Source organism: Phaeobacter sp. CAU 1743 (genome assembly GCF_039839315.1).
Taxonomy (GTDB): domain Bacteria; phylum Pseudomonadota; class Alphaproteobacteria; order Rhodobacterales; family Rhodobacteraceae; genus Phycobacter; species Phycobacter gallaeciensis_A.
This window is the reverse complement of the sequence record NZ_JBDOQR010000002.1, coordinates 85,360-109,458: the sequence shown is the minus strand read 5'-3', so window position 1 is coordinate 109,458 and position 24,099 is coordinate 85,360. Positions and strand designations below refer to the sequence as shown.

General features: G+C 61.8%; 22 protein-coding genes. 13 read left to right on the top strand and 9 right to left on the bottom strand.

Translation table 11 applies throughout. The annotated features are described in order from the left end of the window. Nucleotides 1-103: 103 nt before the first annotated feature. The 3 genes from AAFO90_RS01360 (at nt 104) to AAFO90_RS01350 (ending at nt 2,350) form a co-directional block, all read left to right on the top strand. Nucleotides 104-1,306: a GTP-binding protein gene (locus AAFO90_RS01360; protein ID WP_347508257.1), complete on the top strand. Its 1,203-nt coding sequence runs from the start codon at nt 104-106 to the stop codon at nt 1,304-1,306. Between the two features lie 168 nt (nt 1,307-1,474). After that, the gene (rpsO, locus tag AAFO90_RS01355) at nt 1,475-1,744 is read left to right on the top strand and encodes a 30S ribosomal protein S15 (RefSeq protein WP_019295116.1); all 270 of its coding nucleotides are present in this window, start codon (nt 1,475-1,477) and stop codon (nt 1,742-1,744) included. 186 nt (nt 1,745-1,930) lie between these two features. Further along, complete coding sequence (locus tag AAFO90_RS01350) at nt 1,931-2,350, top strand: GFA family protein (protein ID WP_347508256.1); 420 nt, start codon at nt 1,931-1,933, stop codon at nt 2,348-2,350. An 18-nt stretch (nt 2,351-2,368) separates the two neighbouring features. On the opposite strand, the gene AAFO90_RS01345 is transcribed toward AAFO90_RS01350, so the two are convergent. Beyond that, nucleotides 2,369-3,253 (bottom strand): aminoglycoside phosphotransferase family protein, encoded by an 885-nt coding sequence (locus tag AAFO90_RS01345; RefSeq protein WP_347508255.1) that lies wholly within the window; start codon nt 3,251-3,253, stop codon nt 2,369-2,371. A gap of 130 nt (nt 3,254-3,383) precedes the next feature. On the opposite strand from AAFO90_RS01345, the gene AAFO90_RS01340 reads away from it, so the two are divergent. From AAFO90_RS01340 to AAFO90_RS01325, 4 genes are all read left to right on the top strand, one after another. Continuing rightward, nucleotides 3,384-3,641 carry a DUF6525 family protein gene (locus tag AAFO90_RS01340; protein WP_065271820.1) on the top strand — a complete coding sequence of 86 codons (258 nt, stop codon included), beginning with the start codon at nt 3,384-3,386 and terminating at the stop codon, nt 3,639-3,641. Nucleotides 3,642-3,837: 196 nt separating this feature from the next. Continuing rightward, nucleotides 3,838-5,979: a polyribonucleotide nucleotidyltransferase gene (pnp, locus tag AAFO90_RS01335; RefSeq protein WP_274833058.1), complete on the top strand. Its 2,142-nt coding sequence runs from the start codon at nt 3,838-3,840 to the stop codon at nt 5,977-5,979. Nucleotides 5,980-6,098: 119 nt separating this feature from the next. Continuing rightward, nucleotides 6,099-6,812: a glycosyltransferase family 25 protein gene (locus AAFO90_RS01330; RefSeq protein ID WP_347508254.1), complete on the top strand. Its 714-nt coding sequence runs from the start codon at nt 6,099-6,101 to the stop codon at nt 6,810-6,812. 191 nt (nt 6,813-7,003) lie between these two features. Then, entirely contained in the window at nt 7,004-7,519 is a 516-nt protein-coding gene (locus AAFO90_RS01325) for an ATP-binding protein (protein WP_347508253.1), read from the top strand. A 49-nt stretch (nt 7,520-7,568) separates the two neighbouring features. Here the strand turns inward: AAFO90_RS01325 and AAFO90_RS01320 are convergent, their stop codons facing one another. Further along, nucleotides 7,569-8,222 (bottom strand): peroxiredoxin, encoded by a 654-nt coding sequence (locus AAFO90_RS01320; protein ID WP_065271823.1) that lies wholly within the window; start codon nt 8,220-8,222, stop codon nt 7,569-7,571. Between the two features lie 284 nt (nt 8,223-8,506). Between AAFO90_RS01320 and AAFO90_RS01315 the strand changes: the two genes are divergently transcribed. Then, nucleotides 8,507-9,946, top strand: a complete 1,440-nt coding sequence (locus AAFO90_RS01315) for an aldehyde dehydrogenase family protein (RefSeq protein ID WP_274829856.1) — start codon at nt 8,507-8,509, stop codon at nt 9,944-9,946. Nucleotides 9,947-10,074: 128 nt separating this feature from the next. Here the strand turns inward: AAFO90_RS01315 and AAFO90_RS01310 are convergent, their stop codons facing one another. The 7 genes from AAFO90_RS01310 to AAFO90_RS01280 form a co-directional block, all read right to left on the bottom strand. After that, nucleotides 10,075-10,389 (bottom strand): hypothetical protein, encoded by a 315-nt coding sequence (locus AAFO90_RS01310; RefSeq protein WP_347508252.1) that lies wholly within the window; start codon nt 10,387-10,389, stop codon nt 10,075-10,077. Between the two features lie 122 nt (nt 10,390-10,511). Then, nucleotides 10,512-11,315: an ATP-binding cassette domain-containing protein gene (locus tag AAFO90_RS01305; protein ID WP_274833060.1), complete on the bottom strand. Its 804-nt coding sequence runs from the start codon at nt 11,313-11,315 to the stop codon at nt 10,512-10,514. Beyond that, nucleotides 11,312-12,184 (bottom strand): ABC transporter ATP-binding protein, encoded by an 873-nt coding sequence (locus AAFO90_RS01300; protein ID WP_274833061.1) that lies wholly within the window; start codon nt 12,182-12,184, stop codon nt 11,312-11,314. The genes AAFO90_RS01305 and AAFO90_RS01300 overlap by 4 nt, the downstream gene beginning before the upstream one ends. Then, a complete protein-coding gene (locus tag AAFO90_RS01295; RefSeq protein WP_347508251.1) occupies nt 12,181-13,029 on the bottom strand; it encodes an ABC transporter permease in 849 nt (282 codons plus the stop codon). Before AAFO90_RS01295 ends, AAFO90_RS01300 begins: the two co-directional genes overlap by 4 nt. Then, the gene (locus AAFO90_RS01290; protein ID WP_347508250.1) at nt 13,022-14,032 is read right to left on the bottom strand and encodes an ABC transporter permease; all 1,011 of its coding nucleotides are present in this window, start codon (nt 14,030-14,032) and stop codon (nt 13,022-13,024) included. The genes AAFO90_RS01295 and AAFO90_RS01290 overlap by 8 nt, the downstream gene beginning before the upstream one ends. A gap of 89 nt (nt 14,033-14,121) precedes the next feature. After that, nucleotides 14,122-15,648 (bottom strand): ABC transporter substrate-binding protein, encoded by a 1,527-nt coding sequence (locus tag AAFO90_RS01285; protein WP_347508249.1) that lies wholly within the window; start codon nt 15,646-15,648, stop codon nt 14,122-14,124. Nucleotides 15,649-15,691: 43 nt separating this feature from the next. Continuing rightward, nucleotides 15,692-17,263 (bottom strand): NAD(P)/FAD-dependent oxidoreductase, encoded by a 1,572-nt coding sequence (locus AAFO90_RS01280; protein ID WP_347508248.1) that lies wholly within the window; start codon nt 17,261-17,263, stop codon nt 15,692-15,694. A 119-nt stretch (nt 17,264-17,382) separates the two neighbouring features. On the opposite strand from AAFO90_RS01280, the gene AAFO90_RS01275 reads away from it, so the two are divergent. From AAFO90_RS01275 to AAFO90_RS01255, 5 genes are read left to right on the top strand one after another with little or no spacing between them, the layout of a single operon-like run. Further along, complete coding sequence (locus AAFO90_RS01275; protein WP_065271831.1) at nt 17,383-18,174, top strand: cyclase family protein; 792 nt, start codon at nt 17,383-17,385, stop codon at nt 18,172-18,174. 6 nt (nt 18,175-18,180) lie between these two features. Beyond that, on the top strand, nt 18,181-19,740 hold the full coding sequence (locus tag AAFO90_RS01270) for an NAD(P)/FAD-dependent oxidoreductase (RefSeq protein ID WP_347508247.1): 1,560 nt from the start codon (nt 18,181-18,183) through the stop codon (nt 19,738-19,740). Then, the gene (locus AAFO90_RS01265; RefSeq protein ID WP_274829864.1) at nt 19,737-20,243 is read left to right on the top strand and encodes a MarR family transcriptional regulator; all 507 of its coding nucleotides are present in this window, start codon (nt 19,737-19,739) and stop codon (nt 20,241-20,243) included. Before AAFO90_RS01270 ends, AAFO90_RS01265 begins: the two co-directional genes overlap by 4 nt. Before the next feature lie 51 nt (nt 20,244-20,294). Beyond that, nucleotides 20,295-22,457, top strand: a complete 2,163-nt coding sequence (locus AAFO90_RS01260; protein WP_274838131.1) for an indolepyruvate ferredoxin oxidoreductase subunit alpha — start codon at nt 20,295-20,297, stop codon at nt 22,455-22,457. After that, entirely contained in the window at nt 22,457-24,001 is a 1,545-nt protein-coding gene (locus tag AAFO90_RS01255; protein ID WP_347508246.1) for an indolepyruvate oxidoreductase subunit beta family protein, read from the top strand. Before AAFO90_RS01260 ends, AAFO90_RS01255 begins: the two co-directional genes overlap by 1 nt. Nucleotides 24,002-24,099 lie beyond the last annotated feature (98 nt).

Here is a 24,099-nt window from a genome sequence, read left to right as displayed (position 1 = left end):
CGATCAGATTGCTGCCTGAACCGGCACGGACAGACGGCTTGCAGGGTTGCGCCTTTGCTTCTCTCGTGATTGCTATGTAATAACATTACAATTGGAGCAAACCATGCAGGATTCTCGCCTTCCCGTCACAGTGCTGTCCGGATTTCTCGGTGCGGGCAAAACCACCTTGCTGAACCGGGTGCTGAACAACCGCGACGGGCGCCGCGTCGCCGTGATTGTCAACGATATGTCAGAGGTGAACATCGACGCCGATCTGGTCCGCGCCAATACGCCCGAGCTGAGCAAGACCGAAGAAACCCTCGTGGAACTGTCCAACGGCTGCATCTGCTGCACCCTGCGTGACGATCTTCTGGCCGAGGTACGCCGTCTCGCGGAAACGGGCCGGTTCGATTACCTGCTGATCGAATCGACCGGCATATCCGAACCGCTGCCGGTGGCGACGACCTTTGATTTCCGCGATGAGACGGGCGTCAGCCTGTCCGACGTTGCGCGGCTGGATACCATGGTGACCGTGGTCGATGCGGTGAACCTGCCGGATGACTTCTCCAGCCACGATCAGCTTGGCGACCGGGGCGAGACGATGGGCGAAGCGGACACACGCAGCCTTGTCCACCTGCTGACCGATCAGATGGAATTTGCCGATGTGGTGATCCTCAACAAGGTGTCCGACGCAGGCCCAGTCCGCACCGATGCCGCGCGCAAGATCATCCGCAGCCTCAACGCCGATGCCCGCATTATCGAGGTCGATCACAGCGAGGTCGCGCCAGAAGATATCCTCGACACCCACCTGTTCGATTTTGAAACCGCGCATGAGCACCCGATGTGGGCCAAGGAACTCTATGGTTTTGCCGATCACACGCCCGAAAGCGATGAATATGACATCCAGTCCTTCGTCTTTCGCGCCCGCGCGCCCTTTGATCCGGCGGCGATCCACCGGGTTCTGAATGCGGATCTGCCCGGCGTGATCCGCGCCAAGGGGCATTTCTGGATTGCCACCCGCCCCGATTGGGTGGCGGAATTCTCGCTTGCCGGTGCCCTGTCCAGCGTTGCGCCGCTGGGGACATGGTGGGCCACAGTTCCCGAAGAACGCAGGCCCACTCATGCCCAGGCGCAGGAATACCTGCAGGCGCATTGGCAGGACCCCTTCGGTGATCGCAGGCAGGAACTGGTATTCATCGGCAGCGGGATCGACTGGCCATCCCTGAAGGCACAGCTGGAGGCCTGCCTGATGGCGGTTCCCGATGTCGATGCGCTGGAGAGGCTGACGGATCTGCCCGATCCTTTCCCGCGCTGGCGCCGGGCCTGAACGCCTAAGGGCGAAAAACCGGGAACCGGCGAATCTCCTTTGCTTTTTGCCGCAAAACCGCCTATACGCCCGCATCTGCCGTGGAATCGCGGCGGACTTCTCCATGGGCCTGTGCTGGACGACATCCCGGCCTGCGCCATTTCTCTAACCTTTTCAAAGGAGACCCCGATGTCGATTACTGCTGAAGAAAAAGCACGCCTGATGAAAGAATTCGCAACCAAGGAAGGCGACACCGGTTCGCCCGAAGTCCAGGTTGCCATTCTGACCTCGCGCATCAACACCCTGACCGAGCACTTCAAGACCCACAAGAAAGACAACCACGGTCGTCGTGGTCTGCTGAAGATGGTTGCTCAGCGTCGTAAGCTGCTGGACTACACCAAAGGCAAGGATGAGGCCCGTTACCAGGACCTGATCAAGCGCCTGGGCATCCGCCGCTAAGCGCGACATTTGCATTTCGATGCATGCGCCCGTTCCGAAAGGAGCGGGCGTTTTTTATTGGCGGGAACCGGATGGGATGTGGTTGGCCCATCACCAGCCCTCGTTTACCGGCTGCCGACACATGATGTAGGGTTTTACTGCGTGTGAAGCGCGCTTTCCCAGCTCAGACAATGAAAGAGCAGAAATATGGAACACCTGACCTCGGGAAGCTGCTCGGGAAGTTGTCTGTGCGGTGCTGTCCGGTTTCACATCCGCGGCGCATTCGAAAGCTTCTTCCTGTGCCACTGCGCGCGCTGCCGCAAGGACAGCGGGTCCGCGCATGCGGCCAATCTGTTTTCCACCCAGGCAGAGATTGAATGGCTAACCGGGTGGGACAGGGTCAAGAGTTTCCAGTTGCCTGAAACACAGCACGTCAAAAGCTTTTGCACCGACTGCGGATCAGCGCTGCCGACGCTTCAGATGGATGGCGCCCTGCTGGTCGTGCCCGCAGGTGCGCTGGACAGTGAGATCCCTATCCGGCCCACGGCCCGCATCTGCTACGCCAGCCGCGCGGCCTGGACCGATGCGATTGAGACTGCGGAAACCATCGATGGGCTTCCCGGCTAACCGATCCCCTCCATTCACCTAGCGCAGTAGATCCAGCCGGGACAGGGTCAGCCGTGATTGTCGGCACAGCGCCTCATTCTTGCCGCCACGATAGAAACTGAGGGCAATGACCGCACAATAGAGCGCCCAGCCGCTAGCCCGTACCCACGCGCGGTCCTGCAGTTCCAGACGGTCGCGAAACGCGGTGCGGGCCGCCTGGTCCACCCAGGTCCAGGCCGCCGCATAATCGACGGCGGGATCGCCAACTGCCGACAGGCCCCAGTCGATCACCCCCCGTAAGGTACCATCCCGGGCAATCAGATTGTCCGCCTTCAGATCCCCGTGCAGCCAGACGGGTCGGTCCTGAAACCCGGCATCGCAGGCCGCGTCCCACAGGCAACGTGCGCGCGTTGCGTCGATCTCATCTTTGAGGATGCCGATGGCCGGATGTACCACGTGGGTCAGTTCCTGCAGCGCGACGCCACGCCGGTTGTTGGCCTCCCCCGCAACGGGTGCGCCCTCCGTGTCGGTCCGGTGCAGCGCCGTCAGAAAATCCGCAAGGCTTTGCGCCGCCGCAACCGGGTCCGCAATCCTTGCGGGGTTTGCGAGATCCCCTTCGATCCAGTCGAATATGCCAAAGGGCAGATCATCCTGCAGACAGCCCCGGTACCGCAGCACCGGAACCGCAAGCGGCAGACCTTGTAGGCGCGGCAGCCAGTCCAACTCCTTGGCCAGATACTGAGCTGCCGACCACCGGCGCGGAACCCTCAAAACCATCTGCTCCCCGATACGGAGCATGCAATTGTCCGTCCCAGACGATTCGATGCGACTCCGCGGAAGGCCAGCCCATTGCGGCACCTCGGTCGCAAGGATATCGCCGACCATCGCGTCGCTGATTTCAATGTCGTCCGTGTCTTTGCTCATCAGGCGAAGCTAACCGCCCGATGGCCCCACCGGCAAGGAAAGGGCGCGATCCGGGTCCCGAAGTACCGGCAGCTTGCCGCTTCAACTTGATATGTTATTACATATCGAAGCAGCATTTCGAAGGACACCTATGCCACACCCGCGACGCCGCAATCTGGGCGCCACCGGCCTGCCCATCCGCAAACGTACCGGAAATGCGATGACGGAGTATGACCGCTTGCCGCCCAGCCTGCGGGCCTGGATGCAAGAGGCTGCCCTGCCGTGGTCGCCGCGCTCTTGCCGCAGCATCTGGATGAAGGTGAAACAGGATGGCGGAACCGACCGGCAGGCCATTGCACGCCTTGCCGCTGTTGAGGCCGCAATGCTGAAACGCGCCGCAGAGGCGTGAACCTCCTTCCTGTAGGTCTCCACGAGCTGTTTTTCTTTCATTCCGGGCCAAAGTGATGTATGGGCCGGGCATCTGAGACGTTGCGCCATGGCCCCGGCGCTCGAAAGAAAGATGGAGGGGGCCGGCGGCAATGGGGCCGCCATGACAACGGGAGACCCGGGATACGCCTGGGAGTGCTCCCACTTAGGATGCTGACATGTTCAACGTTACGAAGAAATCAATGCAGTGGGGCGAGGAAACGCTCACACTGGAAACCGGCAAGGTTGCCCGCCAGGCAGATGGCTCTGTGATTGCCACCCTCGGCGAAACCTCGGTTATGGCAAACGTCACCTTTGCCCGCCAGCAAAAGCCCGGCCAGGACTTCTTTCCCCTGACCGTGCACTACCAGGAAAAATACTACGCCGCGGGTAAAGTGCCCGGCGGCTTCTTCAAGCGTGAGGCCCGCCCCACCGAGAAGGAAACCCTGACCGCCCGTCTGATCGACCGTCCGATCCGCCCGCTGTTCGTCCCCGGCTTCAAGAACGAAGTTCTGGTGATGTGCACCGTGCTGTCCCACGATCTGGTCAATGACCCTGACATCGTCGCAATGATCGCTGCCTCGGCTGCGCTTACCATTTCCGGCGCCCCCTTCATGGGCCCGATCGCCGGCTGCCGCGTTGGTTTCGAGGACGGCGAATACGTTCTGAACCCGACCGTCGACGACATGCAGGACCTGCGCCTGAACCCCGATCAGCGTCTCGACCTGGTTGTTGCCGGCACCAAGAACGCCGTGATGATGGTGGAATCCGAAGCTTACGAGCTGTCCGAAGCAGAAATGCTGGGCGCCGTGAACTTTGCCCACGAGCAGATCCAGCCGGTTCTGGACCTGATCATCTCGCTGGCCGAAGAAGCCGCCAAAGAGCCGTTCGACTTTGCCGCACCGGATTACTCCGAGCTGTATGAAGCGGTCAAAGCCGCTGGCGAAGAGCAGATGCGCGCCGCCTTTGCGATCTCGGACAAGCAGGAGCGCACCGCCGCTGTTGCCGCCGCACGCGAAGCCATCAAGGAAGCGCTGAGCGAAGAGCAGCTGGAAGATTCCAACCTCGGCTCTGCTCTGAAGAAACTGGAAGCCGGCATTCTGCGCGGTGACGTTGTCAAAACCGGCAAGCGTATCGACGGTCGCAAGACCGACGAGATCCGCGAAATCGTTTCGGAAACCGGCCTGCTGCCGCGGACCCACGGTTCTGCCCTGTTCACCCGTGGTGAAACCCAGGGTCTGGTCGTGACCACGCTGGGCACCGGCGATGATGAACAGTTCATCGACGCCCTGCACGGCAACTTCAAATCCAACTTCCTGCTGCACTATAACTTCCCGCCCTACTCGGTTGGTGAAGTTGGCCGCGTGGGTGGCCCCGGCCGCCGCGAAATCGGTCACGGCAAGCTGGCATGGCGTGCGCTGCAGGCGGTTCTGCCCGCGGCAACCGACTTCCCCTACACCATCCGGATCGTCTCCGAGATCACCGAATCGAACGGTTCCTCCTCGATGGCGTCGGTCTGCGGTGGTTCGCTGTCGATGATGGACGCAGGCGTTCCGCTGAAAGCACCGGTCGCCGGTGTGGCCATGGGCCTGATCCTCGAAGACGACGGCTCCTACGCAATCCTGTCCGACATCCTGGGTGACGAAGACCACCTGGGCGACATGGACTTCAAGGTTGCGGGTACCGAGAACGGCATCACCTCGCTGCAGATGGACATCAAGGTCGCAGGCATCACGCCCGAGATCATGGAAAAAGCCCTGGCCCAGGCCAAGGACGGCCGGATGCACATCCTTGGTGAGATGTCCAAGGCCCTGTCGGAAACCAACGCGTTCTCCGTCCACGCGCCGCGCATCGAGACCATGAACATCCCGACCGACAAGATCCGCGAAGTGATCGGTTCGGGCGGCAAGGTCATCCGCGAAATCGTGGAAACCTCTGGTGCCAAGGTCGACATCAACGACGACGGCGTGATCAAGATCGCCTCTTCCAATGGCGAGGCCATCCAGAAGGCCTATGACATGATCCACGCGATCGTGGCAGAGCCGGAAGAAGGCGCCATCTACAAAGGCAAGGTCGTGAAGATCGTCGATTTCGGCGCCTTCGTGAACTTCTTCGGCAAGCGCGACGGCCTGGTGCACGTCAGCCAGATCGAGAACCGCCGCCTGAACCATCCTTCGGACGTTCTGAAGGAAGGCCAGGAAGTCTGGGTCAAGCTGCTGGGCTTTGACGACCGCGGCAAGGTCCGTCTGTCGATGAAAGTCGTCGATCAGGAAACCGGCGAGCCCGCCGCGCCTGAGAAGAAAGAAGAAGCCGCGGACTGATCCGCAGCCTCGCTTCGAACAAGAAAGGCCCCGCTGGCAACGGCGGGGCCTTTTCTGTCAGCGCCGTTCAAGGGACTGCGGCCTTCCCCCTCAGCGCGTTCCCCGATATGGATCTGACCATGCACACCCTGATCATCCACATGTCCGGCAACAGCAAACGCGGCGCAAATGTCGAACATCTGCTTTATACACTGCCGAATGCCGAGGTGGCCGAAGCGGTGAATGGCCGGACTGCGGTGAGTCACCATGTGCATCCGACGCGTCACGGCGATGTGCATGATCCGCGCTACCCCTTTCCCCTGTCACCAGGAGAGGTCGGCTGCTTCCTGTCACACCGTAGCTGCTGGCAGCGGATCGTGGATGCGGGCTGGGAGTATGCTTTGATCGTCGAGGATGATCTCTCGGTCGATCCGGAGGCATGGCAGACGGCCCTGTCGCTGGTCGAGGCCCACGCGGATGCGGACAGCTTCATCCGCCTGCCCGCCAAACGGCGCGAAAGCCCCGCCGCCATCATCGACCAAGCGGGCGACAGCAAGCTGTTCCTGCCCCGCGTCATCGGCCTTCAGACCGTCGCGCAGGTGGTGGGGCGCAACGCGGCGGCGAACCTTCTTGCCGCCAGCACCACCATCGACCGGCCTGTCGATACCTTCCTGCAGATGCACTGGATCCACGGCCAGACCATTCATACCATCCTGCCCAATGGCGTCAGCGAGCTGACTGAGTCACTGGGCGGATCGACCATCCAGAAAAAGAAACAGGGCAGCAAGCTTGCGCGTGAATTCAAGCGCACGCTTTACCGGGCTCAGGTCGCAGCACGCCCGCAAACTGCCTGAGGGTCCAGCAGACTGGACCTAAACCCAGGACTGTGCGATGAGACACAGCATGACACCCCTTGTTCAGACATTCCCCCTGCCGCGCTGCGCGCGAATTACCGTCCCGGCCTGACAGTCGGGCCGGGTGGTCGAACGCTGAACAACATATGCGCGCCACATAGAACCTGCGCGCGCTTTCAAGGGTTTCTGAAATGTCTCAAACACTTCCGACGCTGCACATGCTGTGCGGCAAGATCGCCTCTGGCAAATCCACTCTCGCCGATCACCTGACGCGCGAAGACAAGGCCGTACGCATTGCCGAGGACCAATGGCTGAACACTCTCTTCCTCGGCGAGATAGAAACCGGGGCCGATTACCTGCGTTGTACCGGGCGGCTACGCGAGACCGTGGCGCCTCATGTCATCGACCTGCTCAACGCAGGGGTTTCCGTGGTGCTGGATTTCGCCGCAAATACGATCCAGCAACGCGCCTGGATGCGCGGCATTCTCGACAGGACTAGTGCAGACCATCAACTGCATGTGCTGGATGTCCCGGAAGAAGTCTGCCTTGCCCGGCTGCGTGCGCGAAATGCCAGTGGGGAGCATCCGTTCTCGGCAACCGAAGAACAGTTTCACCAGTTCTCGAAGCACTTTGTCCTGCCCACGCCGCAAGAGGGGTTAATTATCGTGTTTCACACCACCCCCGAAAAGGCACAGCCAACGAAATGACAAAGGGGCCAAACGGCCCCCTTGCTGAACTTCAAAATGGTCTTCCGACTTATTCCGGCGCTTTGGTCTTGCGCAGGTAGGGGAAGATGGTTTCGAACTCACCGAACTTGGCCTTGGCGTCTTCGTTCGACACGGTCGGCGGAATGATCACATCCTGACCCGGCACCCAGTCGGCAGGGGTGGCAACGCCGTGGCCGGTGGTCATCTGCAGACCGTCCAGCGCGCGCAGGATCTCGGCAAAGTTGCGACCCACCGACATCGGATATGTCATCGACAGTTTCAGCTGCTTGTCCGGGCCGATGATGAAGACCGAGCGCACGGTGGCGCTGTCGGCCGGCGTGCGGCCATCGGGCAGGTAGGCTTCGGCGGGCAGCATGTCAAAGGCCTTGGACACGGCGAGCCCTTCGTCCGCGATGATCGGGAAGCCTGCCGGAGTTTTGGCATAGCTTTCAATGTCGCCCTTCCACTTCTTGTGGTCCTCGACACCGTCAACGGACACGCCGATCACCTTGGTGTTGCGCTTGGCCCATTCCTCGGACAGCTGCGCCACGGCACCAAATTCAGTGGTGCAGACCGGGGTGAAATCCTTGGGGTGGGAAAACAGGATCGCCCAGCTGTCCCCGATCCAGTCGTGGAAGGTGATGGTGCCCTGATCGGTCTCGGCGGTGAAATTCGGAACCACATCGTTGATGCGCAAACCCATGACGGTCTCCTCTCTGCGTTCACATTCAGTTTTCAATACGTATCTTGCTACGCAAGGTAATCAATCGCAGCGCAGGTTAAACCCCTGCGGCGTCAAGACCAGCACAAAAGTGCCAATCACCTGCGACAAAACGGAAAACCCTGGGTTTATCCGCGAAAACCCGCCTCACATAATTTGATCAAATTATGTGAATGTGGTCTTGCCCAAGGGTCAAGGCAGTGACACAGTGGCGCGCGAAAGCGCCGGTACAAACTGGCGAAACGTCTGATTTGGGAGATCTGGACATGATCGAGAAACGCGACTTTTACATCAATGGCCAATGGGTTGCTCCTGCGGCAGCCAAGGATCACAATGTCATCGATCCTTCCACCGAAGAACCCTGTGCAGTGATTTCCCTGGGATCCGAAGCCGATACCAATGCCGCCGTTGCCGCTGCCAAGGCCGCCCTGCCCGGCTGGATGGCGACCCCGGTAGAAGAGCGGATCGCGCTGGTGGAAAAGCTGATCGAGGTTTACCAGGCCCGCGGCGAAGATCTGGCGCAGGCGATGTCCACCGAGATGGGCGCCCCGATCGAGATGTCCCGCACCCAGCAGGTTGGCGCCGGCATCTTCCACCTGAAGAATTTTGTGCGCGCGGCCAAGGCGTTTGAATTTGAACGCCCCCTGAGCGACCGCTTCCAGAACGACCGCATCATCTACGAAGCCGTCGGTGTTGCCGCCCTGATCACGCCCTGGAACTGGCCGATGAACCAGATCACCCTCAAGGTGGGCGCCGCGGCCATCGCGGGCTGCACCATGGTTCTGAAGCCTTCCGAGGAAAGCCCGCTGGATGCGATGATCTTTGCCGAGCTGATGGACGAGGCAGGTTTCCCCGCCGGTGTCTTCAACTTGGTGAACGGCGATGGCGTCGGCGTCGGCTCGCAGCTGTCGGCGCACCCGGATGTGGACATGGTGTCCTTCACCGGCTCGACCCGCGCAGGCACCGCGATCTCCAAGGCGGCCGCCGACACCCTGAAGAAGGTGCATCTGGAACTGGGCGGCAAAGGCGCCAACGTGATCTTTGACGATGCCGACGAAAAAGCGGTCAAGCGTGGCGTGCTGCACATGATGAACAACACTGGCCAAAGCTGCAACGCGCCCTCGCGGATGCTGGTTCAGAAAGGCATCTACGATCAGGCCGTGGCCACCGCTGCCGAAGTTGCCGCCAAGGTCACCGTCGGCCCGGCGTCCGAGGAAGGTCGCCACATCGGCCCCGTGGTCAATGAAACCCAGTGGAACAAGATTCAGGACCTGATCCAGAAGGGCATCGACGAAGGCGCGCGTCTTGTCGCCGGTGGCACCGGGCGCCCCGAAGGCTTCAACAAAGGCTTTTACGTCAAACCGACCGTCTTTGCCGATGTGAACAACCAGATGACCATCGCCCGTGAAGAAATCTTTGGACCGGTCCTGTCGATCATCCCGTTTGAGACCGAGGAAGAAGCCGTCGAGATCGCCAACGACACTCCCTATGGTCTGACCAACTACGTGCAGACTCAGGACGGCGCCAAAGCCAACCGTATGGCCCGCGTGCTGCGCTCGGGCATGGTGGAAATGAACGGCCAGTCCCGTTCTCCCGGTGCGCCCTTTGGTGGCATGAAGCAGTCCGGCAACGGCCGTGAAGGCGGTATCTTCGGGATCGAGGATTTCCTGGAAATCAAGGCCGTCGGCGGCTGGTCCACCGACTGATTTCTGGACCGCTATCAATTGAGAAAGCCGTCCGAATGAGGGCGGCTTTTCTTTTACGAGATTTGCAAATCGCGTTGGTCCGCTTCGAGCCCAAGTCGCGAACTCCTAGTGGGCGCATGAATGTGGGCTTATCGCCAACTGCGTTTCCAGCCAAAACCAATTACCCAAAGCACGACGACATAGGCGAGTGTGACTGGTATTTCGTTTATGAAACCGTCGATTTGAAAGAGCTTCTTGAACGGAAAACTGGCGAAAAGTGTCAAGCCCATGAGCATGCCTAGAGACCAGTTCTTATCTTCTATTTTATGAATAACCACTGGTGCTGAAACTGCGGCAATAAGACCAAACAACAATGTCGCCTGTGAGTACTTCAGGCCGATTGGCACCGCAACTATCAGTGCTCCGACAGCTGCGACAGCTACTCCTAGTCCGTACTTATTCATCAGATCTTCCTATGGGCTACAGGGAATAGTAATTGCCAAAAAGCGGCAATTTGCAAGTGGCTCAGTTAAGGTAGCTTTGTCCGCATAGCTGACCAACAAGGCTTGCAAGCATCATCTCCCCGTTACGCCCAAACTTGATCGGGATCGGGCAGCGGGATCGCAGACAGGAGCTCTTGCGTGTAGGGCGCAGTCGGCGCAGCGAACAGGTCCGCCGTGGCGGCGTTTTCAACGATCTCACCCTGATAGAGCACCAGAATGCGGCTGCACAGGCGGCGGATCACCGACAGATCGTGGCTGATGAAGGCCAGCGTCAGGCCCAGCTCGCGCACCAGCTCTTCGAGCAGGTTCAGCACCTGCGCCTGGCTGGAGACATCCAGCCCCGAGACGATCTCATCCGCGAGGATGAAATCGGGGCGCAGGGCGATGGCGCGGGCGATACCGACGCGCTGACGCTGCCCACCGGACAATTCATGCGGATAGCGGCTGGCAAAGCTGCGTGGCAGACCGACCATATCCAGCGCCTCATTCACGCGGGCGTCGATCCCCTCCAACCCATGCAGGCGCAAGGGACCGGCGATGATCCCCCCCACCCGGCGGCGCGGGTTAAGCGAGGACAGGGGATCCTGAAAGATCATCTGAAACCGCCGCCGCAGCGGGCGCAGGGCCTCCTCTGACATATGGGTGATGTCTGTCCCCTCAAACGAAATCTGACCACTGTCCGGTTCAATCAACCGGATCAGCGCCCGCCCCAATGTGGATTTACCGGACCCAGAGCCGCCAACGATGCCCAAAACCTCGCCCTTGGGGATCTGGAAGGTCAGCCCCTTGAGGATCTCGATCCGCGGCGCAGGACCCAGCAGTGGCTTGCGCGACATATCAGGAAAGCTGAGCCGCAGATCCTTCACATCATAGATCACATCACTCATGCCGTGCCCTCCATTTGTCGGTCAAAGGCCGCAACCTCTTCCTCGACCGCGCGGATCACCGCATCGGGGACCGGGGTCAGACTGCCGTCCGGATCGGTGTATTTCGGCGTCGCCGCCAACAAGGCCGCCGAATAGGGATGCCCCGGGTTGGCGAAGAAGTCGCGCACCTTGGTGTCCTCGACCACCTTGCCGGAGTAGAGCACGGTCATGGTCTGGCAGACCTTGGAGACCACGCCCAGATCATGGGTCACGAACAACAGCGCGGTGCCATGGCGTTGCTGCATGTCCGAGATCAGCCGCAGGATCTGCTTCTGCACAGTGACATCCAGCGCGGTTGTCGGCTCATCCGCGATGATCAGCTTCGGCTCTGCCGCAAAGGCGGAGGCGATGAGGATCCGCTGGCGCATCCCCCCCGACAGTTCGTGCGGGTAGGCGCGCATGACGCGGGCGGGATCGGGGATATGGACCTCTTCCAGCAGCTCCAGCGCGCGGGCCTCGGCGGCCTTGCGCGACCAGCCAAGGATATCCACCAGCCGGTTGGTGATCTGCGGCCCCACCCGTCGCGAAGGGTTGAGCGCGGTCAGCGGATCCTGTGGGATCAGGGCGACCTTGGCGCCAATCCTCTGGCGGCGCGCCCGCGGCGACAGCTGGCCCAGATCCTCGCCTTCCAGAATGATCTGCCCGCCGGTGATGCCCAGCGCCTGCGGCAGGGTGCCCAGCACCGACTTGCCGATCATGGATTTACCTGCGCCGCTTTCGCCAACAAGGGCGCGGGATTCACCCGCCGCCACATCGAGCGACACACGCCGCAAGATCGGCACATTGCCCCTGAGGCGCACGGTCAGGTCTTGAATGGACAGAAAGCTCATCGCAGCACCGGATCGAAATGGTCCTTCAGACCCTCGCCAAGCTGCGAGAAGCTGAGAACGGTGAAAAATAGGGCGACCAGCGGGAAGACCAGCACCCACCAGGCCTGATGGACCGAGGTGCGCCCCTCGGCGATCATCCCGCCCCAGGTCGGCGCATCGGTGGAGATCGACAGGTTCACAAAACTGAGGATCGCCTCGACGATGATCGCAATACCCATCTCCAGCGTCAGCAACGCCACGATAGTCGGCAGCACGTTGGGCAGGATTTCCGTCAGCGCGGTGCCGAACCGTGTGCGCCCTACCACCTGCGCCGAGGCGACATAATCCATCTTGCCCTGGCTCATCGCTTCGGCCCGGATCACCCGGGCAAAACGGGTCCAGTCAATCACCACGATGGCGATGATGATCGAAGTCATGCCAGTGCCCAGAACCGCGATCAGCAGGATCGCGAACAGAACCGGCGGGAAGGCCATCCAGATGTCCACAAGGCGTGAAATCACCAGATCGGCCCAGCCGCCATAGTAGCCAGCGATCAGTCCCAGTGTGGCCCCGATCAGACAGGTCAGTACCCCGGCAATCAGCGCCACGCTCAGCGCCAGCCGGGCGCCATGCAAAATGCGGCTGAGGACATCGCGGCCCAGGGAATCGGTGCCCAGCCAATAATTGGGATCGGCGCCCGTCTCCCAGAAGGGCGGCATCCGTCCGGCGAACAGATCCTGCGCCAGCGGATCGTGCGGGCTGATCCAGGGCGCCAACAGGGCGGCCATCACCAAAAGGCTTATCCAGCCCCCGGACAGCCACAGGCGCAGGCCCGGTTTGCGGGTGTGTGCTCGGGTATCACGCATGGCGGAGCCTCGGGTTCAGGGCGGCATAGGTCATGTCGACGACCAGATTGACCACGGTGAAAATCAGCGCGAACAGGATCACGATCCCCTGGATCAGTGGCAGATCACGGTTGATCACCGCATCAATGGCCATGTTGCCCAGCCCTTCGTAAGAAAACAGCCGCTCCACAATGACCGTGCCGCCAATCAGGAAGGTGAACTGCACGCCAACCAGGGTCAGCGTCGGCAGGATCGCATTGGGCAACGCCTCGCGGGTGATGATGCTGGTTTCCGCGTAGCCCTTGGTGCGCGCCAGGGTCACGTAGTCCAGATGCATGGTTTCCTTCAGCGACTGTTTCAGCAGCTGCGAGATGATCGCCGCCAGCGGGATCGCCAGCGCCAGCGCGGGCATGAACATATGGGCGACGATATCGGCCCAGACATCGAACCGCAGGCGGATGAAACTTTCCCAGAGATAGAAATTCGACTGAAACTCGAACCCGAGCGAGGGCGACACCCGGCCCGAGATATGAAACAGCGGCCAGAACACGCCAAACAGCAGGATCAGCACCAGCCCCCACAGGAAATCGGGTACCGACAGGGCCATGCCCCCGGCCACATCGATCGCACCTTCGACGCGCGTGCCCCGGTAAAGCGTTGCGGTCAGCGCCATGGTGCCGCCCAGGATCACCGCGATGATCAGGGCCATCACCGACAGTTCCAGCGTGGCGGGCAGACGGCCCAGCACCAGTTCGGACACCGGCTGGCGCAGGGAAATCGAGGTTCCGAAATCGCCCTGAAGCACGCCAGAGGCCCAGATCAGGAATTGTTCGGGGATCGATTTATCGAATCCGTAAAGCTCTTGAAGCCGCTGGATATCCGCATCGGTGGCCCCCGGCGGCAGCATCATGGCAATCGGATTGCCCGGCACCACGCGGATAACCACAAAGACGATGATCGCCACACCAACCAGCGTCACCATAGTGGCCGCCAGCCGCGCGATCATTCTGCGCAGGATCTGCATTGTCTACCTTCGTTCTGTGAGGTCGTGAAAAAGGGCCGCGGGGCACCGGCACAATCAGACCGATGCCCCGCAACCAAGGGAGAGAGGGATCAGGCCCGTGTCATCAGGTGCGGCAACAGCGCGCCGGATGCATGCGGTACCACCTTCACCTGATCGCTGTGCAGGATCGGCTGAACATATTGCAGCAGCGGGATCGCCAGCGCGTTGTCGGCGATGAAACGGTCCACGTCCTTCCAGCCCGCGATCCGCTTGTCCTCGTCCGCTTCACCCCAGAGCGGCAGAATCTTCTGCATCAGATCTTCACCGTCCCAGACCGAATGCGGCGAGGGTCCGAACATGGCAAAGCCGGTCGAAGTGGTGGGATCACCAATCGAGTTGCCCCAGTTGTAGAAGGCCGCAGGCGCCAGGGTATCCGCCGCGCGCAGCTCATAGTGTTTGGCGATCTCGTAGACTTCGATCTCGGCCTCGATACCGACCCGGCGCCACAGACCGACGATGGCCTGAATGATCTCGTAATCCTTCGGCTTGAACCCGCGGGTGGTCTGGATGGTGAATTTCACCGGATTGTCGGGACCATAGCCAGAGGCCGCCAGCAGTTCCTTGGCCTTTTCCGGATCATAGGCGACCTTGATCGTCTCGTCATAGCCCACGTAATCGGGCGTCTGCAGCGTGTCGATCGCCACGCCATAGCCGGACAGCAGCCGGTCGATGATCAGCTGTTTGTCGATCGCATGGGCCATGGCCATGCGCACGTTGGGATCGGTCATCACTTCGATATCGTTGATGAAGATCATGCCGATATCCGACACCGGTGCGGCAGTGCCCATGATGCCCGATTTTTCCTTCAGGCGGTCGAATTCCTCATAGGGCATTTCCAGCGTCACATGGGCGTTGCCCGATTCCACCTCGGCCACGCGGCTGGCGGCATCGGTCACGAACTTGATGGTGACGGATTTGAACTCGGGCGCGCCGCCCCAGTAATTCTCGTTCGCCTTCAGGCGCACGAATGCGTTGCGCTCGAACTTTTCGACCATATAGGGACCGGTGCCCACAGGCGCGGCCTCAAAGCCATCGGCGCCGACTTCCTCGTAGTATTTCTTGGGCAGGATATAGCCAGTGAGGAAGCTCATCCATTTGAAGATCGTCGGCTCATAGGCCAGCACGTCAGCGGTGACGCGGTTCCCCTCGATGGAGAAATTACCGATCTTGCCCCAGATGAACTGGATCGGGTTGCCGGTCTCGGGGTTGCCCGCGCGTTCCAGCGACCAAACCACGTCTTCGGGGGTCAGGGGATCGCCATTGTGCCAGGTGACGCCTTCGCGCACATCCATCCAGACCTTTGTCTTGTCATCGTTCCAGCCATAGTCGCTGATGATCCCGGAACCGAAGGACAGATCCGGGTTCTGCGGGATGAACAGATCGAACACCGATTGGTAGATGCCCTGGATGGTGGGGTTCACCGCCGAGGGACCAACGGTCGGATCCCAGCTGGGCAGGTTCACGTTATAGGCAATCACCAGCTCTTCGATCCCGGCGGCAAAGCTGGGCAGGCTGGCCCCGGCAAGCGCCACGCTGGCGGCGGTGCTCTGAAGTAAAGTGCGTCTTGTCAATTTCATTTTGCTTTTCCCTGTTGGTTGGAAGGCCGACATGTTGTTGTGATTAGGTGCCGGCCAGTTTTTGCCCGAGGAGGTATCCCGCCCCGGCTCCGGTTCCCGCTCCGGGCCAGACAGCCGCCCCGGTGTGATACAGATCACGGATCGGGGTGGAGCCATCCGCAAACCCGCGCAGGGGCCGGAACATGAAATGCTGGTTGAGCTGGTGACTGCCACAGACCTGATCCCCGCCCACAAGGTTTGGGTTATCGGCCTCCAGCATGGTGGGCGTCACGATATGCTGGCCAAGGATCTTTGCCCTTGTACCGGGCGCATAGGTTTCAAGGATATCGAGCGCGCGCTCTGCCATTGGCTGCGCTGCCTCTGTCCAGTCGGTGCCGGTGATCTGTCCGGCGGCATCGCCCTTGATCTGACCGGGCACCATGCGCACCTGCAGCCACAGCACGTGTTTGCCCTCGGGGGCGCGGCTGGGGTCGATGGCGGTGGGCTGGCCGCAGACGATCACTGGCTCATCCGGCAACAGCCCCGCCTTGGCCTGCGCATAGGTGCGCGCCATCTGGTCAAGCTCGGGTGCCATATGCACATAGGCAAAGCGTTTCAGATCGTCCCCGGCCGCCCAGTCCGGCAGATCCTCCATCGCCAGATGGATCATCATGGTCCCCGGCGCGTGAGAGAATTTTTCCATTCCGCGATCATACCGCTTGTCGGCTGTGCCGCCGGTCAGCCGCAGCATCGCGGCAGGGGCGACATTGGCGATCACTGCCCGTTTTGCCTGCACCTGTGTCCCGTCCGACAGCTCGATTCCCGTGGCCCGTCCGCCCGCGTGCAGCATCCGCGACACTTCGGCGCCGCAGGTTACCGATCCGCCGCGCGCCTCGATCATGGCGATCATGGCCTTGATGATGCCATCGGCGCCGCCCTGCCCCAGTACCATGCCAAACGCCTGGTTCACCTGTCCTTCTAAGTAAGGAAACAGCGCACCGCCCGCGATGTCCGGGGCAAAATCCAGATGCATGCCCCAGGCCGCCAGAAGGGCACGGACCTTTGACGATTCGAATGTCTCTTCCAGCCAGCTGCGCGGCGAAGAGGCCAGAAATTGCCCCAGATCCATCAGCCCGGCAGCGCCCATCTTGCGCCAGGACTTCCAGCCTAAAGATGCAAATGCACGTTTATTGATCGGACTGCCCAGCAAAGCGAACAAAGTTTCAGCACGCTCTGGAAACGCGGCGCTCAACGCCTCCCAGGCTTTTGCATCCGTGGCATTTTCAGCTGCGATTCGCGCCACATTGGCCGCCGCATCATTACCGATACCCAACCAAGTCTGATCCGGAAAAACCGAGGCAAAACAATCCGCCGCAGGAACAAAACCAAGCCCGTGCCCGGCCAATTCCTCGGCATATTTCTGATGAAAGGCGGAACCTGCAAAGAGCGACATATTCATCGCGGCCCAGTCATGGCGAAAGCCCGGAAGCGTATATTCTCCGGTTTTTACTGCCCCGCCGGGCGTTTCGGCGCGCTCGTATACGGCCACGCTCCAGCCCTTTGCCGCCAGATGCGCAGCACAGGCCAAAGAGTTGTGACCGCTTCCGATAATGACTGCGTCCGGCGCCGCTGACATGGGCAGATTCCTTTATCCTTTACATATTGATATTTGCAAATGCATGTAATTATGTCTAGCATGGATTTGTCATCGCAAAAAGCGGCACCTTCAGACCGCGCACAACACGGGAGGCGATAATGACCGCAACAACCGCATTGGACGGGCTTGGCGCCAAGCTTTTGACCGGGGAAATCGAAGTGGTGGACTGCACCGGGGTTCTGGGGCCGAACACTCCGATCCTGCAGCTGCCGGAAGATTTCGCGAAAAACACACCCAAGGTCGAAATCCACAAGATCAGCGAATACGACGAAGACGGCCCCTTCTTTGCCTGGAACTGGATGAAGCTGGGCGAACACACCGGCACCCACTTTGATGCGCCGCATCACTGGATTACCGGCAAGGATTTCGAAGAAGGCTACACCGACACGCTGGACGTGCAGCGCCTGATCGCGCCGGTGAACGTGCTCGACTTCTCCAAGGAGTGCGGCGAAGATTCCGACTTCCTGCTGACCATCGACCACGTGAAGGCCTGGGAGGCCGAGCACGGCGAGATCAAGGCCGGTGAATGGGTCGTCCTGCGCAGCGACTGGGATCAATACGCCGACGACGAGGCCAAGTTCCTTAACGCTGACGAAACCGGCCCGCATACTCCCGGACCGACCGCCGAGGTGATCCAGTATCTGGTCGACAAGGGCATCGTCGGCTGGGGCAGCCAGTGCATCGGCACCGACGCAGGCATGGCCGGCGGCATGACCCCGCCTTTCCCGGCGCATAACCTGCTGCACGCCAACAACCGCTTTGGCTTGGCCTCGCTGGCCAATCTGGACAAGCTGCCCGCAAAGGGCGCTATCCTGATTGCCGCCCCGCTGAAGATCCAGCGCGGCACCGGCAGCCCGATCCGCGCGCTGGCGCTGGTCCCCAAAGGATAAGAGCAGATGGCCGCCGCCCCTCACATCATCATCGGCACCGGGATCAATTCACTGGTCGCCGCCGCGCTGTTGTCCCGCAAGGGCAAACCGGTTCTGATGCTCGAACGCTCGGACCGCATCGGAGGCTGCCTGCGCACCGATGAGATCACGCTACCGGGGTATTCCCATGATGTGATGGCGGCGACCTTCGTCCTGTTCCTCACCTCGCCCGCCTATGCAGAACTGGCGGGCGATCTGGCGAAACATGGGCTTGAGTTCTGTCACACGGACCGCCCCACGGCGGTCCTGCGCCCCGATGGCCGCGCCACCGTACTGACCATGGACCGCGCCGCCAATATCGCTGCCTTTGACGCGCTCAGCCCCGGCGACGGGGCGCAACATGGCCGCGACGTGGGCGGCATCGAAGCCGACGCCGACTTCCTCTTTGCGCTGCTGGGCGGACCGCTCTGGTCTGCTGGCACCGCCAAACTGCTGGCAAAACAGGCGTGGAAACGGGGCCTCAACGGTCTCAAATCCTGGGTCGGCGCAGCGCTGCAACCGGCGCGCGGCTGGCTGGAGGCCTCGTACGGATCCGAAGACCTTCAGGCGCTTTGGGCACCCTGGGTCCTGCATTGCGGCCTCACCCCCGAAAGCACTTATTCCGGCCAGATGGGCCGCGTCATCGCCTTTGCCCTGGAGGCCGCCGGGGCGCCGGTGGTCAAAGGTGGCGCCGGGGCTGCCGCCGAAGCCTTTGAACGGCTGATCACCGCCAATGGCGGCGAGATCCGTACCGGCACCGATGTGACGCGTATCCTTACCGAAAACGGCCGCGCCACCGGCATCGAAACCGCCGACGGAGAGGTCATCCGCGGCGCCTCGGTCATCGCTTCGGTCACGCCGTCGCAACTCTATGGCCGCCTGCTGCCGCAGGAAACGGCGCCGGAGGCCGCGAAGAACTACCGCCATGGGCGTGGCAATTTCCAGCTGCACTATGCGCTGGATGCCGTCCCTGAATGGCTGAGCGAGGGGTTGGAAGACGTCGCCCTGATCCACCTTTCGGACGGGGTCGACAGCGTTTCGAAATCCGCCAACGAGGCCGAACGCGGCATGCTGCCGGAAACGCCCACGATCTGCGTGGGCCAGCCCCACCGCATGGATCCCAGCCGATGCCCCGATGGCAAGGCAATCCTGTGGCTGCAGATCCCCGACGCCCCCCGCGTTATCAAAGGCGACGCAGCAAAAGAGATCGACAGCGGACCCGAGTGGGATGAACCGACCCGCGAAGCCTTTGCCGACCGGATCGAGGCGATCCTGTCCCGCCACATCAAGGATTTCGACAAGATCAAACTGGCCCGCCGCGCTTATTCCCCTGCCGATCTTCAGGATCTGAACATGAACCTGGTGGGCGGCGATCCCTATGGCGGATCCTGCACGCTGGACCAGTTCTTTGTCTGGCGCCCCTTCCCGCAATCGGTCAATAACGCCACCGCAGTGAAGGACCTGCATCTGATTGGGGCCGCGACCCACCCCGGACCCGGTCTGGGCGGAGGGTCCGGCTACAACCTTGCAAAAAGGATGGGCGCATGAGCACGGACGACACCACCACGGCCACGGCAGACCAACAGGAAGCAGACACGCCGCTGCCCCGTCTGGGTGAAATCGGGCTGGAAAACTTCCCCCCTTACCTGATGAACCGCATCATGGGCCGCTACAACGCGTCCCTGCGCGAAGAGATGGCGGCGCTCGGCCTCAACACGGCCAAGATGCGCGCCCTCGCCGTACTGTCGGTGCTCGACGGGCTGCTGATCCGTGAACTCGCCGTCTATGCGGTGGTCGAACAATCCACGCTGAGCCGGTCGCTGGACAAGCTGGAACAGGACGAGCTGATCATCCGCCGTCCCGACCCCGACGACAGCCGCGCCACCCGGATCTTCATGGCCCCCAAGGGCCGAGAGACGCAGGAAAAGCTCTGGCCGCATATCGCCGAGGCCTATGCCCAGATGTTCACCGGCATCAGCGCCGAAGAGCAGCGTCAGTTCGTGACCACCCTGCAAACCATCCTGCGCAACGTGCGCGTACACCAGATTTAACCTGACCGTCTTCCACGACGGTCCCCCAGAACGATATCCAAGGAGGCGCCAATGGCCGAAAGGTCGTTCAAGGCAGAAGTAGAGCACCTGCGCAAAGGTGCCGGGACCAGCTTTACCGGCGAAGGCATTCTGGCCATCACAAAGGCCCTGCTGGAAAACGGAGTCGGCTATGTCGGCGGTTATCAGGGCGCGCCGATCTCGCACCTGATGGACGTGCTGGCCGATGCCGAGGACCTGCTCGGCGAACTTGGCGTGCGCTACGAGGCAAACGCCTCCGAAGCGGCAGCGGCGGCGATGCTGGCAGCCTCGGTCCATTATCCCATCCGCGGCGCGGTCACCTTCAAGGGGTCAGTCGGGGTCAACGTGGCCTCGGATGCGCTGGCCAACCTCGCCTCCTCGGGCGTTACCGGCGGCGCCCTTGTGGTGGTGGGTGAGGATTACGGCGAAGGCTCCTCGATCATGCAGGAGCGGTCTTATGCCTTTGCGATGAAATCGCAGTTCTGGCTCTTGGACCCGCGCCCCAACCTGCCTTCCATCGTGAAATCTGTGGGCGATGGCTTTGGCCTGTCGGAGGCGTCGAACACGCCGGTGATGCTGATGGTGCGGATCCGATCCTGCCACGTGACTGGCACCTTTGAATGCCGCGACAACCAGCGCCCCGATCTGACCGTGCGCGATGCGCTGGCCAACCCGCAGCGGGATTTCTCCCGCGTGGTGCTGCCGCCGATGTCCTATCAGCATGAACACGACAAGATCGACAATCGCTGGCCCGCCGCCGAGAAATACATCCTCGACAATGGTCTGAACGAACGCTTTGGCCCGAAGGAAGGCAAGGTCGGGTTGATCTGCCTGGGCGGCATGTACAACAGCGTCATCCGCGCCCTGCAACGCCTTGGCCTTGCGGATCTGTCGGGCAACACCGACGTGCCGCTTTACGTGATGAACGTGACCTACCCGCTGGTGCAAAGCGACCTTCTCGATTTCTGCGAGGACAAGGACGCCGTCCTGATGATCGAGGAAGGCCAGCCCGAGTTCATCGAACAGCAGCTTGGCGCCATGCTTTACAAGGCAGGCAGCAGCACCAAGCTTGAAGGCAAGGGCACCTTTCCCAAGGCAGGCGAATATACCGGCCAGGTGATGAAGGACGGCATCGACGATTTCCTGCGCACCTATGCCGCGCATCTGTTGCCCGGGCAGATTCTGGCCCCAAACGAACCGGCGCCAGAAATTCCCGACCTCAGCCAGACCGTGCCGATCCGCCCGCCGGGGTTCTGCACCGGCTGTCCGGAACGGCCCATCTTTGCCTCAATGAAGCTGGTGGAGCAGGAGCTGGGCAAGCATCAAATCTCGGCCGATATCGGCTGTCACCTGTTCGCCGCCTTGCCGCCCTTCGAAATCGGCGGGCAGACCATGGGCTATGGCCTTGGTCCGGCCTCCAACGCGGCCTTTGACGGCGGCGGCGAGAAACGCGCGATCTCGATCCTGGGCGACGGGGGCTTCTGGCACAACGGCCTCAGCTCTTCGATCGGCAACATGGTGTTCAATAAATCGGACAGCGTCGCGATCATCGTCGACAACTACTATTCCGCAGCGACCGGTGGGCAGGACATCCCATCCAGCCGCGCCAAGAACCCCAGCAAGGCGACCAACAACCCGATCACCAAGGCGCTGGAGGGTGCTGGCGTCAAATGGATCCGGCAGATCGACCGGACCTATGACGTCACCCAGATGCGCGCCACCATCCGCGAGGCGCTGACCACCGATTACGACGGGCCCAAGGTGATCGTGGCCTCCTCGGAATGCATGCTGAACCGGCAGCGGCGGGAGAAACCCCAGCGCAATGCCGCGATCAAGGACGGTACCCGCGTCGAGGTGCCCCGCTTTGGCGTGGATGAAGATATCTGCACCGGCGATCACGCCTGTATCCGTCTGTCCGGCTGCCCCTCGCTGTCGCTGAAGAAACTGGACGACCCGCTACGCGACGATCCTGTCGCCCATATCGACCAGACCTGCGTCGGCTGCGGCAACTGCGGCGAGGTCGCTGATGCTGCGATCCTCTGCCCGTCCTTCTACGAGGCCCGCGTGGTGCACAACCCGACCGGTTTTGAACGCTGGACCGCAGGGTTGCGCAACCGGATGATTTCCTGGCTGCAGAACCGCCGCGCAGCGCGACGCCTGACCTTTTCCACCGACCTGAGCGAAGGAGCCGCGTGATGTCCATCGAACTGCCAATCGCATCTGGCGGAGGCGCCACCCATCTGGACGGCGTCATCAAGGTCGCGATCCTTGCCGTGGGCGGACAGGGCGGCGGCGTCCTGACCAACTGGATCGAATCCCTGGCCCGCGCCGAAGGCTATTCCGCGCAGGCGACCAGCGTCGCGGGCGTGGCGCAGCGTACCGGCGCCACCATCTATTACATCGAAATGGCGCCTGCATCGGTGGCAACGCCTGTCTTCTCCCTCGCACCGGCGCAGGGCGACATCGACGTGATGATCGCCGCCGAAATGATGGAAGCTGGGCGCGCCATCATGCGCGGCTTTGTCACCCCGGACCGCACCACGCTGATCGCCTCGACCCACCGGGCGCTGGCAGTCTCTGAGAAAATGGTGCCGGGCGACGGCATGGCCGATGCCGCCGAAGTGCGCGCCGCCGCCGAAACCGCGGCGCGGCAGCTGGTCATGGCCGATATGGAACAGGCCGCTGTCGGTGTCGGCTCGGTGATCTCCGCGTCGCTGTTCGGCGCTCTGGCCGGATCCGGCGCCCTGCCGTTCAAACGTGCTGCCTTTGAAGAGGCGATCCGCGCGGGAGGTAAGGGCGTCGAGGCCAGCCTGCGTGCCTTTGCCGCCGGATATGATCTGGCCCAGGGTGGGAAAGAGGCCCCGGCTGCAGCCGCCTCCACCCCCGCCGAAGCGCCGAAACCGGCGGGATCCTCTGGAAAGCTGCGGGCTTATGGCGCGCTGCTGGACCGGATCGATGCCCTGCCGCCTGCGGTGCAGGAACTGGCGCTACCGGGCCTGCGCAAGGTGGTGGATTTTCAGGACATCGCCTATGGCGCCGAATATCTGGAGCGGCTCGAAGGCATCCTGGGCCGCGACAGCGCGGACCGGGGGTATGTGCTATCGCGCGAGGCCGCGAAATACATCGCCAATGCCATGGCCTATGACGATGTGATCCGGGTGGCGGATCTGAAAACCCGCGCCAGCCGGTTCGACCGGATCGAGGATCAGGTTGGCAGCGCTGACAAGCTGATGACCCTGACCGACTATCTGCATCCGCGCGCCGAAGAAATCGCCGGGCTGCTGCCTGCGGGGCTTGGCGCCCGGATCGAGGCCAGCCCGGTCTGGATGAAACGTCTCGACCGGCTGTTCAACAAGGGCCGCCGCATCCGCACCGACCGCTTCCGTGGCTTTGCCCTGCTTTATGTGATGGGCGGGCTGCGCGGCTGGCGCCGCAAGAGCCGCCGCCACGCGCTGGAACAGGCGCATCTGGACGACTGGTTGAACCGCGCGATCGGCTATCTGCCCAGCAGTTATGACATGGCGGTGGAAGTGCTGCGCTGTCGGCGCCTGATCAAGGGCTATTCCGACACCCACACACGGGGCCTGTCGAAATTCGACCGGGTTCTGGACGGCGCGCGACTGGTCGAAACCCGCGACGACGGTCCCGAATGGGTCGCCCGCCTTCGCGAAGCGGCGCTGCAGGACGAAAAAGGTGAAGCCTTGGACGGCGCGCTAAAGACCATCCGCAGCTTTATCTGACCCCTTAAAGACAGAACCTCCCGCGCCCGAAGGCTGCCGTGGCCGTGCCACGACAGCCTTTGCGGCCTTGGGCCCGGCGCCGCGCCTTGCGCGGCGCC

Excerpts from the sequence above, each read along its gene's own strand:
- AAFO90_RS01360 (WP_347508257.1), top strand. The coding sequence starts at position 104 with ATGCAGGATTCTCGCCTTCCCGTCACAGTGCTGTCCGGATTTCTCGGT.
- rpsO (WP_019295116.1), top strand. The coding sequence starts at position 1,475 with ATGTCGATTACTGCTGAAGAAAAAGCACGCCTGATGAAAGAATTCGCA.
- AAFO90_RS01350 (WP_347508256.1), top strand. The coding sequence starts at position 1,931 with ATGGAACACCTGACCTCGGGAAGCTGCTCGGGAAGTTGTCTGTGCGGT.
- AAFO90_RS01345 (WP_347508255.1), bottom strand. The coding sequence starts at position 3,253 with ATGAGCAAAGACACGGACGACATTGAAATCAGCGACGCGATGGTCGGC.
- AAFO90_RS01340 (WP_065271820.1), top strand. The coding sequence starts at position 3,384 with ATGCCACACCCGCGACGCCGCAATCTGGGCGCCACCGGCCTGCCCATC.
- pnp (WP_274833058.1), top strand. The coding sequence starts at position 3,838 with ATGTTCAACGTTACGAAGAAATCAATGCAGTGGGGCGAGGAAACGCTC.
- AAFO90_RS01330 (WP_347508254.1), top strand. The coding sequence starts at position 6,099 with ATGCACACCCTGATCATCCACATGTCCGGCAACAGCAAACGCGGCGCA.
- AAFO90_RS01325 (WP_347508253.1), top strand. The coding sequence starts at position 7,004 with ATGTCTCAAACACTTCCGACGCTGCACATGCTGTGCGGCAAGATCGCC.
- AAFO90_RS01320 (WP_065271823.1), bottom strand. The coding sequence starts at position 8,222 with ATGGGTTTGCGCATCAACGATGTGGTTCCGAATTTCACCGCCGAGACC.
- AAFO90_RS01315 (WP_274829856.1), top strand. The coding sequence starts at position 8,507 with ATGATCGAGAAACGCGACTTTTACATCAATGGCCAATGGGTTGCTCCT.
- AAFO90_RS01310 (WP_347508252.1), bottom strand. The coding sequence starts at position 10,389 with ATGAATAAGTACGGACTAGGAGTAGCTGTCGCAGCTGTCGGAGCACTG.
- AAFO90_RS01305 (WP_274833060.1), bottom strand. The coding sequence starts at position 11,315 with ATGAGTGATGTGATCTATGATGTGAAGGATCTGCGGCTCAGCTTTCCT.
- AAFO90_RS01300 (WP_274833061.1), bottom strand. The coding sequence starts at position 12,184 with ATGAGCTTTCTGTCCATTCAAGACCTGACCGTGCGCCTCAGGGGCAAT.
- AAFO90_RS01295 (WP_347508251.1), bottom strand. The coding sequence starts at position 13,029 with ATGCGTGATACCCGAGCACACACCCGCAAACCGGGCCTGCGCCTGTGG.
- AAFO90_RS01290 (WP_347508250.1), bottom strand. The coding sequence starts at position 14,032 with ATGCAGATCCTGCGCAGAATGATCGCGCGGCTGGCGGCCACTATGGTG.
- AAFO90_RS01285 (WP_347508249.1), bottom strand. The coding sequence starts at position 15,648 with ATGAAATTGACAAGACGCACTTTACTTCAGAGCACCGCCGCCAGCGTG.
- AAFO90_RS01280 (WP_347508248.1), bottom strand. The coding sequence starts at position 17,263 with ATGTCAGCGGCGCCGGACGCAGTCATTATCGGAAGCGGTCACAACTCT.
- AAFO90_RS01275 (WP_065271831.1), top strand. The coding sequence starts at position 17,383 with ATGACCGCAACAACCGCATTGGACGGGCTTGGCGCCAAGCTTTTGACC.
- AAFO90_RS01270 (WP_347508247.1), top strand. The coding sequence starts at position 18,181 with ATGGCCGCCGCCCCTCACATCATCATCGGCACCGGGATCAATTCACTG.
- AAFO90_RS01265 (WP_274829864.1), top strand. The coding sequence starts at position 19,737 with ATGAGCACGGACGACACCACCACGGCCACGGCAGACCAACAGGAAGCA.
- AAFO90_RS01260 (WP_274838131.1), top strand. The coding sequence starts at position 20,295 with ATGGCCGAAAGGTCGTTCAAGGCAGAAGTAGAGCACCTGCGCAAAGGT.
- AAFO90_RS01255 (WP_347508246.1), top strand. The coding sequence starts at position 22,457 with ATGTCCATCGAACTGCCAATCGCATCTGGCGGAGGCGCCACCCATCTG.